This is a genomic window from Deltaproteobacteria bacterium (assembly GCA_017302835.1).
Taxonomy (GTDB): domain Bacteria; phylum Bdellovibrionota; class Bdellovibrionia; order Bdellovibrionales; family Bdellovibrionaceae; genus UBA2316.
The window spans coordinates 251,981-266,740 of record JAFLCC010000004.1; the positions used below are offsets into that span (position 1 = coordinate 251,981).

Here is a 14,760-nt window from a genome sequence, read left to right on the forward strand (position 1 = left end):
AAAATTGATGAGAGCTTGTTTATAAAAGGCTTGCAAAGTATTGAAATTTTAATCCAATAAATTCTCCACCCGTTTTTTCTTCTACCAGCCCCGTAAAACTTCCATTGCCCCCTTTATATTCTTGATAAAATAGGGCCATCGACAATTTTTGTTTAAGAGTGATAGCATACTGAAAGCTCCAGAATAAATCTTTATAATAAGTATTGGCATACTCCTGAAGTTGGAGTTCATGTATACCTTTCGTATAAAGAACAGAAATATAATGCAGACCTTGAGTTACATGGTCCACATCCGAATCCTCTGTGAATAAAATATATTGAGGGGTCAAAGTGAATTTTCCAATAAAGATGTCAGCCCCAAGACTTGCAAACTCAGAATTTTTATACTTTAAAAAAACATTTTTTTGCTCATTTTCACGATAACCCATCTCTATTTTAGGCACCCATTTTTCAAAAGCATAATTAACCCCATAGCCAACCTGATTCTTCTTTAAAGATCGAGCTAAAACAAAAGAATTCTGGAATCCAAGCAAATCATATTTAAACCTGGCTCCTGGATTTAAACTTTCTTTTTCAAATGGAGTTTGCCATAAAAAAGCCGGATAGGTATCCTCCGCGGCGTCGAAAAAACCAACCAAATCCAATTGCCATTTCTCTTTAGAAAAACTAAGACTAACCCCCGAAGAGTGGGTTAATTGAAAGGCCAAGGGATCTAAATAGAGTCTTTCATATTTCCTTGCCGTCCAAATATCTAAGGACGGCAGAACCCAGGAATCACTCCACCGTGTGGCTTGTTTACCTACCTTCGCAAAAAAAATGTCACTTGAATACTCCACATAAAGTTCTTGTAAGTAGGCCTTGGATTGGGCGGTCCTCCAGGAGTAATCCTCAGTCGAATTTAAATTAGATTCCCCAAAAAAATCTAAGTAGTATTTTAATTTCTCAGTTTGAAAATCTGCCTGAGCCGATAAAATAAGTCGATTCACTCCTATTTTTTGAGAGTTAAAAAAATCATAACTCGGATTGATGCGAACTCCCCCAAAAAGAACGTCGCTAAAACCAAAAATAATTACTAAAAAAAAAGAAATGACTTTTAATTTCACTTTACTTTAAGGACTCCATTTTTTTAAGAGAAAAAAAAGCATCGCTGTATTCTTTTTTTTCCATGGACTTAATTCGAATAAAAGAGGTTTTATTTGCTTTATCTTCAATGCGGATAAGTGAAGGCCTTTGGGCCCCTGCTAGGTTTTTGTAATTTTCAAAATAAGCATTTTTTAAAACGGTCTTTCCATTTAACCCTAAGTACTCAGCACGTAAAGGGTGTCCTGATTTTTTTTCAACCCACAGACGAATCCACGCATAAGTAAGGTTATCTTTTTTTCCTTCAAGAAGAAGTTGAACCTCGCTCGTATTTTCAGTTTCAATTTTAGCCACATAATCACCATACCACCGGGTTCTTGAAATATCTCCGTTGGAAACTTGGCCTGATAACTTTTGCGATAAGGATAGTCTTATCGATCTTTTTAAGTTCGGAACATAGGCCTGAAAATCTCTGTCTAGCATCAACATATTTCTACCCATATCTTTGCTCGGAGCTTTCGTCACAACGATGGTTCGATCTTGACCCTTGAGAAAAACTTGAAATTCTGAAGTCTCTTCCTCTGCTTGGACTTCAATCATCATCTCATAGGACTCGGCGGGATTTCTAATTTCATCTGCTTTTTTTATTATATCATTGGCTCGATCAGCCCACACCCTTCCTGAAAAGAATACGAAGAGGGAAGTAAGTGCTAAAAATTTAATTGTTTTTTGATTCATAAATTTTCCTTAGGTTTTATATTTATAATACATCCTCATGATGAATCATGTAGCTCGTAATAGATCTGGAATTGATTTTTTTAAAATTTTAAAAATAGGCCAAATACCGGCTAACCCGGCTGTTACCGCTGGTAACAGCAACGCATTCACAAAATGTATCGGCTGGATTTCTAAAAATATAAGAAAGCTTCTGGTAATTCCAGGACCTGGAGGCATGGGAATACCTGAAGAGAGAAAGGTTTTCTCAATTAAGAGAGCGATAAGAATTCCAACAACCCCTCCAATAGTTCCTAAAATTAAATTTTCAATAAATAAAATAGTAAATAATCTTTTACGACTCTCACCATTAGCCCTTAAAGCCCCAATCTCTCCAGATCTTTCAAGTAAGGAAACGGCTATCGTATTAAAAATTCCTAAAGCCACAATAATTAAGATAATGGTACGAATAAAACCAAATTGAGCTTCCAGGAAATCAACTGAGTTTTGATAATATGCCTTATCCAAAATATCAAAAGAGATGGGGTCTAATTTTAGATCTAAGGCTTTAACTTGTTTTTCAACCAGAGGCCAATCTTTTACAGAGGTAATGGACAGGGAAAACTTTTCGATTCTATCGGTATTCAGGAGTTTTTGTGCTTCAGCCAAGGGAATTCTAAAAAAAATATCATCTATACTTTTTTGTCCCATATGAAAAATTCCGGCCACGATAAAATCGGCTCCATTCAATTGTCCCGTTAAGGTTTGGGACAAAACAGTTACCGTATCCCCTACCTTAGCCCCTAGGGAATGAGCCAGCCCCTTGCCTAAAATAATTTCATTGGCTGATTTAATTTCATTTCCTTCTATAAAATTCATCTGGTTAAAAAATAAACCTTCTCTTCCAGGATGAATTCCCTCTCCCCGTCCTCCTAAATTGATATCGCCCTTCACTAAAAAAGCATAAAAACTAATTCTTGGAAAGACCTCAAGAATTTGTGGGATTTTCTTTAATTTAATTTCCAGTTGATCTTGATTTTCAAGCCAAAGTTTCCAGGGTTTTTCGTGAACTTTGTTGTAATACCCTTCCGCATAGACTTCACCATGCCCATAGTAACCATGAATTGTATTTTCACGGTATTGATTCATAATTCCCGCATTAAATCCCTGGTAAATCAATAAACCAGAGGCTCCTAAGGCTACAGTGAATAAACTAGCCAGTGTACGTCGCACATTTCTAAAAAGATTTCGCCAAGCTAAAGTTACCAGGATTTTCATAACTCTTCTCTTTTCAAGATGGTGCCATCTTTTAAATAAAAAATTTCTCTAGCGTAGGTCATTAAATGTTGGTCATGTGTTGAAAAAATAAAACTCGTATTTTCTTGGCTTTGTAACTCTTTAAACGCCTTGATTATTTTTTCTGAAGTCTCTGAGTCTAAATTAGCCGTTGGCTCATCAGCGAGTATCACCTTGGGCTTTTTAGCTAAAGCCCTGGCAATAGCCACCCTCTGGCGTTGCCCTCCAGATAACTCTAGGGGTTTTTTATTTAAATGATCTTTAAGCCCTACGAGATCTAAAATTTGTTTGCCTTGTTTGAGAGATTCTTCAGGTGACAGACCCAGCAGGGGAAGAAAGTAGGTTGTGTTTTCTAAAACAGTCAAGGTGGGAATTAAATAAAATGATTGAAAAATAAATCCAATTTTTTTTAATCTCATTTTTTCTTTTTCAGATTCACTTTTATGAGTTACCTCTTCATCACAAAAAAATATTTGGCCCTTACTTGGATGATCAATCAATCCAAGAATATTGAGCAATGTGGTTTTACCAGTTCCACTCGGGCCAACAAAACAAGTAAAGCAGCCATTTTTCAAATCAAAATTAAGTTGATTTAACACCGGTACACTTTGTTGATTCCATTGATAGGCGTAGTGTAAATTTTTAATCTGATACAAGTGTTTTTCCATCGTCTCAACCTATATTTCTTTTTAAACAGTGTAAAGTTTAATTGTTTTTCCTTTTAGACATCGCTATTTCCCTTACTAGCGAAATTTCCTTATCAGAAATTCTTCCCATATGACCTTGAATATGGGCCAACTTGACTCCATGTTTTTGTGATAATTTATAAATCTCTTTCACCTTGGTCCATTCAATATCTCGACCTAAAGTGAAACTTTCATACCGCTCTTCCATGGCTAGAACGGCCGTCTCTGCTAGGCAGGCATAGACCATATTTTTTGGCAATCCAATATCACAAGTCATATTGTATTTTCCAGGAAGAATCAGTTCTCCTGACTCGATAATAAGTACATCGGGTCGTCTTTGTGCCTCTTCTTTCGAAAAATCCAAGGGCCTTGAGCAATCACAAACAACACATCCTGGTTTAAGTTCCATCACATCCACAATTTTCTGGTCAAAGGCCGAAGTGGCTGTCACCAGAACATCAGCAAAGGAAGCAAAATCATTAGCACTCGTGGTAATCACGACCTCACAACGAGGATTCAATTTCTTTAACTCAGTTTTTAACTCAAAAAGTCTTTCCATTCTTGGAGAGACTAAGATCAACTTGTCAAAAACTAAGCTCAATAGTTTGGCTGAAACCTTTCCAATGGACCCGGTAGCACCGATCACCATGGCTGTCCCCTGCACCAAACCTGATTGCGGATTGTGTTTGAGCAATTTCATTTTCAGAACCACCTCGTACAATGCCCACAAGGTGGCAGAGGCGCTTAAGCTATTTCCTGTCGTCACAGGAAGTGGAGAGTTTTTATTGATAGTCACTCCTGAATCACCGACGACTTTAGTGTAGGCTCCTAAGCCTATAATTTTGGCACCTCGTTCAGCGGCATCGACACAACATTGATGAATTTGATTGTAAACAAACTCAGGATCACTATTTTTCAAAACTTTTGGTGTAGAAAAAAGTGCATAAATAATCCCATTAACCTCTCGACCAGTGGATTGTGAAACAACTTGCGTGATCCTCCCATAGGAAATAGGTGGAAGTTTAGCCACTTGACGATCAAAAGTGTCGTTCAATTGACTTGGCAAAGACCGAATAAGAGATCCTACAACAGGAAGTCTTTGAAAGTCCCGATGGGACAAAGCATGCACGACAAAAGCGAAATCTGGGGCTTTTTGTTTTAGAACTTTATTTTTGAATCCATGATATTCTTTGTTGATTCTTGCTTGTAAAGACATATTTCTTTTTAATGAATATTTTCGAACTTCATGCATCACCTCATTCGGCGTTACTAAAAGTTGCTGCCACTCTTCAAAATTTAAACTTGAATTTCTTTCATTTAACAAACGAAAGACCGCTTCTAATAAACTATAGTCCGTATATTTTCCTAAATCAGACGTTTCAGGAATCAAATGATGAACCTTGGTAAAGCCATAGGTTGAAATCACTTTTTCCAATTGAGGATGCTTTGACCAAGTGATGAGTTCCTTGCCTTTAAAAATATCGGTTTCTCGATGATAGAATGAAATGATTGGTAAATCGCCGACAACGTACTGACAATCTTTAATTTGGTTAACCAAAAGATTTTTCCCTTTTTCTTGCCATGAACTCTCTAAAGAAACGGATTGACCCTTCATCGATTTTATCGTTGCAAGATGAAGAGACGATTGAGCCATCGTCATTAAACCAAAAAATGGTTTAATGACCAAAGGCATACCAGTTAAAGCATACAAATCGCCAAAATAAACTCGACTCCCCTCTAGATGACGAAGGTATTCCTCAATGTCTGGAGCTATCAATGTCAACGGAAAATAAAAACCCGCTTGAGGGTTAATCGCTTTATTCTTAATTAATTCCATTAAGGTTTGTAGGGTTTGAATTTCTCTGATACCCGTTCCATCACACAAGGGGACTGAACAAGGAGTATCCATAATTTCAAAATACTGACGATGGATAAAACTTTTATTTCTAAGACACAGTGAAGGGGGAAGCGATGTTAAGGCAAAGGCATCGACTTCTGGTCCCAAATTTTTAATTAAGGTTTTCAACGCCGAAACTGAAAAATTAGCACCAAATCGCTGAACTTCAAATTCAGCTGAATGAAATTTGAAATGATGGCTATAGTCCCAGTGAGAATAGCCAAAACTAATTTCAGCGATCCGAAATGAATTTTTCATAACCTCTCCAAAATGATTGTTCATATTCTGAAAATTCAGGACACCAGTTTAAACCTAACATTTTTTCGGTGTCCTCCGTATTAAAAGAGGGCAGATCCAAAGCATATCTTAATTGTTCTTTAGGAAACTCTAACAGGCTATGCGCCAAACTCGCTGTCATCTCTGTTGGTAAATCTTTTACCAACTTAAAATCAAAATTAGAAATTCCTAAATGGGACATTACCGATGTATAAAACTTCCTGATTTCTACACCCTGTCGCGGAGCTAAATAATAACTTTGATAGTCTCGAGAAATTGAATGTCCATCTTGAAGAGAGAGTAAAGATTTAAATAATATATCAAGAACTCCTTGAGCCGCTATATCTACTGGAACAAAAGGAAGCCGTACCTTTTCATTTCCTGGAAGAAAATAAACTCCTGACCATTTACCAAGAAAGGTTTTCAGTTTTCGAAAACCCTTTACGGCTTCATAGGGCCCATCAACTCTATCAATTTTACCAGTTTTAGAATGACCCACCAAAATTCCCAAACGTAAATTTAATTTGGAAAAATTCGCCGAACTCCAATTCAGAATTTGGGTTTCTGTTAAGGCTTTGCCTTCTGAGTAAGCATCCGGAAAATGTTCTTTGAGATTTAAATCATAGGCAGAAACAGTACCAAGACAATTTGAAACAGCAGCGATAGAGCTAGCATTTACAAACAAAGGAACCTGTAATTCCTGTGCCAATTTTAATGCCATATTCGTTCCAAAAACATTATTCACAATGACCTCTTGATAAGAGGCATTCAAGTCGTACAAACTGGCCAAATGAAGAAAGACATCGAATTTAGTTTTCTTAAGCTCCGTGAGATTTAATCCTGCATTAAAAAGCGTTAAATTCCCTTTCCAAGAAGAATGATAATTCATTAAAGCGGGGGGATTACGTGAGAGAACATGAACTTCAACATCTGGATTCAACTGTAATAAAGCAAGGACTTCCTTTCCGAGAAAGCCTGTACCTCCAGTCATAAAAATTCGGATGGGTTTACTTTTCATGAAGCTACACCAGCACCGTTAGTTTTTGATGGAGACATTTAAATTTCACTTCTTCAGCATTACGGAAAAGAATCTCACCATCACCAAAAAAAGTGAGCAATCTTTTATTATTTAAAGTTCTCACCGTAAAGCTTTTTTTCTCCTTCGTATTGACAACGGAACTTTCTCTTAATTTTCCTCTTAAAACTTTTAAGACGGACAGTATTTGTGTTGCCATATTATGGGATTCAATCATTGTTAAATTCATTTCGCCATCGGAATTATTAGTAAAGGGGGCAATAAGATATTTTCTACCTAGATAAGGCTGATTATTAATTAACAAAAAGGGCGATTGAGTTCTTTTTTTACTTCCATCATCAAATTCAATTTCTAAGTTCCAATTTTTTTGATCCCACTTTAAAAGAGATTGAGCCAAGAGCGCTGAGTACACTTCTGATCCTAATTTTTTTACCGCTCTGTGAGTTATCTTAGATAAACCTCTGAAAAATGGATTGACCTCTGAATTGATGGATTGCAGTTGCAAGAAAGATCTGAGTTGATTCGCTTTATCTGAAGTCATAGCAGGAATTCCGAAACCACCATTAGTAAGCATATACTTTTTTACGCCCTTGGATTCCACCTCAATGACATCTATCTTTCTTTCCTTCCCTTCAAGTATCACGCGAGCCGCAATATTTACCTTCTCGCTAATACCTAGTTCATGACTTAAATCATTTGCTGTTCCTGAACTAATCAAACTGATAGGGGGAATTTCACCTACATGATGAAGTGACATGATCATTTGCAAGGTCTCATTAATCGTGCCATCACCACCGCAAATAAGAAAGGCATCTGTATTATTTTGAATTTCATTTTTAACAAAACCCAAAGACTCCTCTCGAGTTTCAGCGATCAAAAAATGCAATCGACATCGAAATAATGCCTGAGATATTTTTTCTTGCAAAAGCCCGATATCCACGGCACCTGCTTTGGGGTTTATGACTACGGAGACGAGCATATAGATTCTCCCTCACTTAAAATTTTAATAGTACCAGCTTTACCATCTAACTTGACTTTCATTCCAGATTTTAATTTTTTTGTCAAACCAGGTATAGAAACAATTGTAGGTATTCCCATTTCTCTAGCTACAATAGCTGAATGAGATAACAGACTTCCTCTTTCCACCAAAAGTCCCTTAATACTCGGATAAAGAGGCACCCAACCGGGATCAGTTCGGTCAGCAACTAATATTTCACCATTGAGTTCTAAATTATCTTGAGGTGAAGAAATATATTTGACGACACCTTCAATAATTCCCGGACAACAAGGCATTCCTTTTAAATCACAATCTTCTCCGTCGTAACTGGGTGCTTCTACTTCCTTGACAAATTGATTATGCCAATAAACAGCACCGCGCGTGAGGATGCGAACATCAGGAGTAGTTAACTCAAAACTTTTATAAGACTTTTTTCTTAACTCAATGAATGACTGTAAATCATAACTTGTTAAGGTTCCATTATAAATACCAAATATCTCTTCAATGTTGAGCCAAAAAATATCCCTGTCTTTTTCAATAATTCCGAGCTGAGCTAAATCTTGTCCCACATATTGAAATATATTTCTCGCAATTCCATAGACTCTGGTTCTTGCAAATCGGGTATTTTCTCTATTCTTTACGGCTTTTCTCGCATGCTTTAAAACCCAAAAATAAAAAACTTTTTGAAACCCCTTTAATGAGGTCTCGACCTTCGCTTCCGCCGTTTTTCTTAAAGCTGATTCTTCTTCAATCTGTATAAGTTCCAAGGAACTCGATTTCAGATAATTTTTAATGCAAACAAATAAATAAGTAGGATCTGTGTTTAAATCTATTTCTTCTAATTTCATCTCGCTCATACATCGAAAACCAAAACGATCCAGATAGCTCATTACCTCTGCATAAAATTCCTGATAAGTACTCTGCTTAAGAAACTCTAATAACTCAGAAGACTCATATTTAAGAAAATCATTTCTTAAACTTGGATTATTGAAAACAATCATCGTCAATTTTTTAAGTGCCTTCATGGGCTCGGCACTTTCTAGGCCACCTTCACCAGACAGCAAGTCGTTCTGAATCGTTGAATCGAACTGAGAGAGCCACTTTAAGGTTAACTTTCTAAGTAGTCCAAAGTGGACCATACACAAAAAATCATTTACAATGGGAGCTTTCCATCGACCCAACATATTCATTTCAAGCTCGGAATAAACTTGAATGAGCTGATCTCCTCGCAGTTTCTTCAGAGGCAAAGATCTATAATAGTCATAGTCCTTATGAAAGGTTTTCAAGAAATCAGTCACCATGGATTGAATGGTAAGATGATATTTAAAAAAACTAAGACCGGTAACCAACTTCCGTACCTTGCCTTCCAAGGTATTCCAAGAGGGATGAGGCTTTATTCTTTCAGTGATCTCATCTGTCAGTTTCTCAGAAACTCCCATCATGGTTTCCATAAACTCACGATTTTGTTTAAATCCTGGCAATATGCCTACAAGTTTGTACCAATTGAATAAATTATAATAAACTCTTCCATTAATATTTCCCAACATGTAACTAAGATAGCTATCCATTTCCTTAATTACCTGACGAGGAACATTAAGTACCTCACAAAATTGGACGTAAACATTTTTGTAATTTCGCAATGCAAATGAAAAACTCAAGGGCAAAGTTAATCCCCCATAGGATTCAACGATATTTGAATTGTCCCATAAGTTAGGATACCCAACTAAATCTTGTTCTAAGTGGGTGACGGGTCTAGTTTGCAATATGTATAATTTTTCACCTTGAATGGCCCATTCAATATCTTGTGGACGTTGAAAATAACCCTCTATGAATTTTCCCAATTTCCATATTTCTAGGAGCTGTTTCTCAGATAATGCGGGCCTGAGCCATTCTCTCTCTTCCATATCTATTAATACTGTTTCGCCCTGTTTTCCCTTCTTCATCGCCGTTTTTTTCTCAACAATATCCCGTTTTACCATTAAACCTGTTGAGTTCTCTAGCCAAAAAGTATCTGCTGGTAAGGCACCAGAAACAAGACCTTCACCAACTCCACGAACGGCGCTAATGACGTAATGATCTAACTTCTGCGAAACTGGGTCACAGGTAAACAAAACACCTGATTCATCAGGGTCTATCATTTTCTGCAGAACAACTGAAACTTGAATTTTATTAACAGAAATATTATTTTTTCTTCGATAAACAAGCCCTCTTTCTGTAAAACCTGAAGCCCAACATTTTCTCATGGCAAAAATAATTTCTTCAAAATCTGATAAATATAGAAAACTAGATAATTGCCCAGCAAATGAATGAGAAACCCCATCTTCATCCGCTGCAGAACTGCGAACTGAGAACATTAAAGTATCTTCGCTTGAAAAATGCCTCAAAGCTTTTTTCAACTCTTGAACCAAAAAATCTGGCGTGGGAGGATCTAAAAAAAGCTTAGAAAACTCATTTTCAGCTTGAGACGCAGATATTTTATTCCTATTTAATTCATCGATAATTTGATTCATTTTTTCAGTTAAAGAATAATAATCAACATAGCTTTGAAAATATCTTTTACCAAATACAACCCAATCAGGTACAGGCAAACCCTGCTCTGTCATTAGATACAAATTAAATCCCTTACCACCGGATTCTTTTTTTGCATAAGCATAAGTAGAATTTTTTGTAACTAACATATACTAACTCCAGTAACTCGCTGTTAACAGCATAAAATGACCCACTAAAAATAGCCCCGTTGAATTTCTAAATAACTTCGCTGAAAAAATGGACCCAGAAAAGACATACATAAGACTTACCAAAAAATAGATAAGGCTTAAAATAAGAAAATAATTAATATTTCTTATTTGTAAGTAGTTTAAAAAAATCAATCCTAGCAACACCTGAGACATTGCCAAGGCCCAGGCCCAGCGGATTCCAAAAATTCCCGAGTAACTAGCTACCATGGGCCGTTCCTCAACCTGAGAAAATATCTTTCTCGCAAACTCAAACAAATTAAAGTAAAACCACGGGGTCAGAAAGAAAAGAACCACATCAAGACTCACTTGATTCAAATCAATTCTGGAAAACATATAAGCTCCTGAAAAACCTGAAAAACAGCTCACAAATGTATGAACTATTCCGTAGGTAGTTAAATGTGGCCTTAGCAAAGAGCCTATAAAAAATTCTTCGAACATTAATAGGGAATAAAAAACGGCAACGAGATGAACAAAAAAATAAGACCTGCCTAGCGTTCCTGAAACAAGAAGTTCGAAGGCAATTAAAACTAACAAAGCCATTTTAGTCTGATCGATGGTCAACGCCCCCCGAGCCAGCGGACGGGTTGGATTGAATTTAGTATCAAAAGCATAGTCTTTGATTTCGTCAAAGAGTCGTAATCGAAAGAAAAAAGAAAGTTGAATTATGAAAGAAATTAAAAACTTTTCAAGGGAAAAAGAGTTTCCGCTTTTATCCAGTAGATAAAACCCCAAACCTAAATTAAAAAATAAAATCATTGGAAGGTAACTTCCTGGATTAAACCTTTCTTTAATCAAACAAATAAGACCTTTAATCAATTATCACCTCTGGAGAATCAGTAATCATTTTGCGTAAAACGGCATACTCAACTTTGGAATGGTGGCGAGGATCCATGGGAATCGCCGTTACGAACAATATTTCATCAGCAGGAATGTCATTCTTTTTAAAAACTCTTTGGATTTCATTTCGAGCCTTTGAAAAATCAAATGTTTTGGAATCAAATTCTTGTTTTAACTCAATCGCTACTACTGTCTGTGTCTCAGCATTGAGTTCCAAACCTAAATAAGCACACCGGTAGGTAAAGTCTAATCTTTTTAGCAAGACTTCCGCCTGAACAGGAAAATGATATCTTCCCTTACGTTGAATGGCATTATTAGTTCGTCCTACAATCCAAAGATTTTTTTTTGTATCCAAATAGCCTAAATCTCCCGTACGATGCCAAACTTTATTTTTATCATCTAAAATTTTTGCTGATTTAAATGCCTCTTTATTATTATAGTATTCACGGCAAACATGATCGCCTGTACATATAAATTCCCCAACCAGCAAGCTGGGATCTTTGACTTCAGAATATTTGATTTCAATATCACTCCAAGCACTTGCACCAAGAACGATGGGACCATCTACAATCTTAATAAATTTGTATTCAAGATCTTCACTGATGTGTCCTACATTGACTCCCAGTTCAACGATCTCTGGATCAGATGCCACTTCCTCTTTCAGCATCTCATGACCTTCGATATGGGCCATAGGTTCGGCCTCTGTGGATCCGTACAAAATCCAAAGTTCCGATTGGGGAGCTACATCATAGAAAGCTCTGACGTCGTCTTTACTTATAGGTGCTCCTCCCGTAACAACTCTCCGTAAATGGCTTAGAACTATTTTTTGTTCTTTGCAAAACCGAGAAAGACCCACAAGCATCGATGGCGCCAAGGTCGTACAAGACAGCTTTTCACCCATAATTTGAGTTGCCAAAATTGCGGAATCCCTATTCGAAGGTTGAGCTAAATTAATAGCTGGTAAGATAGTAGTTACGCCTGCAGCTAAAGAGTTGAGTGAAAAGATCGGAAATGCAGGCATATCTTTATCAAAAATAGTAAAAGGAATGACATGTGTTAAAGCATGATGTTGCGCTACTAAAAAGCGGTGGGATCTATTGGCACCTTTGGGTTTTCCAGTGCTCCCCGTTGTGAAGGTAATTAGAGCTGGGAATTCACTATCAACGGCAGTGATTTCAGAAAAGGAATGATTTAACAACTCATCAAATCGATGAGTCATTTTTTCTCCAGGACCATAAAGAACTCGAATTGGCATGGAGCTGAATTCAGGAACTTGATCCACTAATTGAAAGGCCAGTTCAAAACTGATCATGGCCTTAGGCTGAACACAATCTGCACTTGCGCCCAAATGATGACTTCGAGCCCAAGAATCTAAAAACACAGCAATAGCTCCTATCCTTTGGGTGGCAAACATCGCCACATACATCTCGAGACTCATCGGTAGAAAAATGATGACCCGATCCCCTTTTTCTATGCCAATGGATTTTAATCCTTGGGCAAATTTAGAAATCATTTCTTCGAATTTTTTAAAAGAAATTTCTTGATGAGGAAGACTGTCCGAGACAGCACCGGTCCATTTTTTTAGATCCTCTGTATTTACCCATTTCAAAGCAATTCCGTTTGGATTTTCATGTACATGTTTTTCTATAAAGCCTATGACATTGTTATTTATAGTCGATTCTGGAAAGTACCCTATCTTATCGATCATCGCATTTATATCCTCTGCAATTAGCTGGGCATCTGTCCACAAAGCACCATGCCCTGATTGCGATAACCATCGAGGCTTTAAATAACGAAATCTTTCAACTTCTATTTTTTGAATGTCCAGGTTCATGGCTCTATCCTGAAGTCCCATGTAATAATATCCAAGAACGTCTGATTTAAGATCTAGAGGCTTTTCTTGTTGAAGTTTTTTTCCTTCGATGGCTTGGAACCAAGTATTTGGATCCGACAAGAGATTTAGTTTATGGACATAATGTTTTTTGCCGTTTGAGGCATCAGACAATTCATCTGGGTAAATCATGTTTCTAAAATAATCTTCATAGTTTTTTTTGTGATTCATTTTGACAAGAATGTCGCTGACCACAGGCAAGGACAATAATCCCTTTGCGACGTTACTTAAAGCGGACTCATTTCTTAAATAAGGATTAATTAAAAATACTCTTTCTACTTTACTTTCAATCATATTCATTAAACTCATTAAACGATAACAACCCCAAGAATGAGCCACAACCATGACTCGACTTGAAGAATTTTGAATATCTAAAACCCATTTGTCGGAATAAGCATCTACGGCAATGAAATCAGCATTGGGAGATAAAAATGATTTTAATAAGTCACCATCAGAAGGATGTCCTGGATTTCCGTGAAGAAAATAAACGCGCATCATATTTTGATCCCTTTCACATTTAATTTTTGAAAATCTTTAATTTTTGGATTCTTGAAATAGATTGGGCTGTCCGATTTATTCTTGATAATCAAAACTTTATTTTCATTTTTATCAATTTCAGAAAGCAATTCCGAACACACGACAGCCTCTTGAATGGAGGCATTTAAAATAGCTTCCAAATAACTCTGATAATTGTGAGAAAAAGGATAGACCTTCAAAATATCACCATCATCAATTTTAGAAGTCATTCGATGAATTGAAAATCCAAAATTATCTCCTTCTAAATGGGCCCAAAAATCACACATCAGTCCCCTCTGTTTCGGCAATAGACCATGATGGATGTTCACACAACCCCACTTTGGAGCTTGCAATAGATTTCTTTTAAAAATTTCCCTAGTTCGAGCATTTACAATTAAATCAATCTCTTCGTCTTTAATAATTTGTAATACCTCTGGCAAATTAATAGTTGAAAAACTCCAAACTTTTTTTCCTAAGCTCAAATACTTATTTTTACGAACGGTATCTGATCTTGAAAAATAATTTTTTATCAATTGAGCACCCAATCTTGTACCCGCACCAGATAGAATTAAAACAAGGGCTTTTAATAAAATAGAAAAACTTTTATTTTTAATAATAATAAGACCAACAATATGAGTATCCTCAGCCATTTTTAGAACAAAACGGTTGTAATTGAAAGGGACAAAGGTCAGATCAGAAGTGACTAATAAAGTTTTCATTTGGAACGTAAGATTAGTATAAGCTCGTGCTGTTATCCACTGTAGACTTTTATACAGTCTAATAGTTCATTTCAAACA

Annotated in this window: 11 protein-coding genes; all 11 read right to left on the reverse strand. The window is 36.5% G+C overall.

Annotation, left to right across the window (positions count from 1 at the left end):
- Positions 1–19: 19 nt before the first annotated feature.
- Genes J0M15_06305 through J0M15_06355 form a run of 11 tightly spaced genes read right to left on the reverse strand, consistent with a single transcriptional unit; the run spans position 20 to position 14,682 of the window.
- Positions 20–1,102: a hypothetical protein gene (locus J0M15_06305; protein MBN8536646.1), complete on the reverse strand. Its 1,083-nt coding sequence runs from the start codon at positions 1,100–1,102 to the stop codon at positions 20–22.
- Position 1,103: 1 nt separating this feature from the next.
- Positions 1,104–1,817, reverse strand: a complete 714-nt coding sequence (locus J0M15_06310; GenBank protein MBN8536647.1) for an outer membrane lipoprotein-sorting protein — start codon at positions 1,815–1,817, stop codon at positions 1,104–1,106.
- A 45-nt stretch (positions 1,818–1,862) separates the two neighbouring features.
- Positions 1,863–3,071, reverse strand: a complete 1,209-nt coding sequence (locus tag J0M15_06315; GenBank protein MBN8536648.1) for an ABC transporter permease — start codon at positions 3,069–3,071, stop codon at positions 1,863–1,865.
- The gene (locus J0M15_06320; protein MBN8536649.1) at positions 3,068–3,757 is read right to left on the reverse strand and encodes an ABC transporter ATP-binding protein; all 690 of its coding nucleotides are present in this window, start codon (positions 3,755–3,757) and stop codon (positions 3,068–3,070) included. The genes J0M15_06315 and J0M15_06320 overlap by 4 nt, the downstream gene beginning before the upstream one ends.
- 37 nt (positions 3,758–3,794) lie before the next feature.
- Positions 3,795–5,930 carry a dehydrogenase gene (locus J0M15_06325; protein ID MBN8536650.1) on the reverse strand — a complete coding sequence of 712 codons (2,136 nt, stop codon included), beginning with the start codon at positions 5,928–5,930 and terminating at the stop codon, positions 3,795–3,797.
- Entirely contained in the window at positions 5,905–6,966 is a 1,062-nt protein-coding gene (locus J0M15_06330; protein MBN8536651.1) for an SDR family oxidoreductase, read from the reverse strand. The genes J0M15_06325 and J0M15_06330 overlap by 26 nt, the downstream gene beginning before the upstream one ends.
- A gap of 4 nt (positions 6,967–6,970) precedes the next feature.
- Positions 6,971–7,963 carry a kinase gene (locus J0M15_06335; GenBank protein ID MBN8536652.1) on the reverse strand — a complete coding sequence of 331 codons (993 nt, stop codon included), beginning with the start codon at positions 7,961–7,963 and terminating at the stop codon, positions 6,971–6,973.
- Positions 7,948–10,659: a phosphoenolpyruvate synthase gene (locus tag J0M15_06340; protein MBN8536653.1), complete on the reverse strand. Its 2,712-nt coding sequence runs from the start codon at positions 10,657–10,659 to the stop codon at positions 7,948–7,950. The genes J0M15_06335 and J0M15_06340 overlap by 16 nt, the downstream gene beginning before the upstream one ends.
- A 3-nt stretch (positions 10,660–10,662) precedes the next feature.
- A complete protein-coding gene (locus J0M15_06345; protein MBN8536654.1) occupies positions 10,663–11,535 on the reverse strand; it encodes a manganese transporter permease in 873 nt (290 codons plus the stop codon).
- Positions 11,528–13,945 (reverse strand): AMP-binding protein, encoded by a 2,418-nt coding sequence (locus tag J0M15_06350; GenBank protein MBN8536655.1) that lies wholly within the window; start codon positions 13,943–13,945, stop codon positions 11,528–11,530. The genes J0M15_06345 and J0M15_06350 overlap by 8 nt, the downstream gene beginning before the upstream one ends.
- Positions 13,942–14,682, reverse strand: a complete 741-nt coding sequence (locus J0M15_06355; protein ID MBN8536656.1) for a hypothetical protein — start codon at positions 14,680–14,682, stop codon at positions 13,942–13,944. Before J0M15_06355 ends, J0M15_06350 begins: the two co-directional genes overlap by 4 nt.
- Between the last annotated feature and the right edge of the window lie 78 nt (positions 14,683–14,760).

What these genes read in the sequence shown, in the direction of transcription:
- J0M15_06310 (MBN8536647.1), bottom strand. Translation starts at nt 1,817, where the DNA reads ATGAATCAAAAAACAATTAAATTTTTAGCACTTACTTCCCTCTTCGTA.
- J0M15_06315 (MBN8536648.1), bottom strand. Translation starts at nt 3,071, where the DNA reads ATGAAAATCCTGGTAACTTTAGCTTGGCGAAATCTTTTTAGAAATGTG.
- J0M15_06320 (MBN8536649.1), bottom strand. Translation starts at nt 3,757, where the DNA reads ATGGAAAAACACTTGTATCAGATTAAAAATTTACACTACGCCTATCAA.
- J0M15_06325 (MBN8536650.1), bottom strand. Translation starts at nt 5,930, where the DNA reads ATGAAAAATTCATTTCGGATCGCTGAAATTAGTTTTGGCTATTCTCAC.
- J0M15_06330 (MBN8536651.1), bottom strand. Translation starts at nt 6,966, where the DNA reads ATGAAAAGTAAACCCATCCGAATTTTTATGACTGGAGGTACAGGCTTT.
- J0M15_06335 (MBN8536652.1), bottom strand. Translation starts at nt 7,963, where the DNA reads ATGCTCGTCTCCGTAGTCATAAACCCCAAAGCAGGTGCCGTGGATATC.
- J0M15_06340 (MBN8536653.1), bottom strand. Translation starts at nt 10,659, where the DNA reads ATGTTAGTTACAAAAAATTCTACTTATGCTTATGCAAAAAAAGAATCC.
- J0M15_06350 (MBN8536655.1), bottom strand. Translation starts at nt 13,945, where the DNA reads ATGATGCGCGTTTATTTTCTTCACGGAAATCCAGGACATCCTTCTGAT.
- J0M15_06355 (MBN8536656.1), bottom strand. Translation starts at nt 14,682, where the DNA reads ATGAAAACTTTATTAGTCACTTCTGATCTGACCTTTGTCCCTTTCAAT.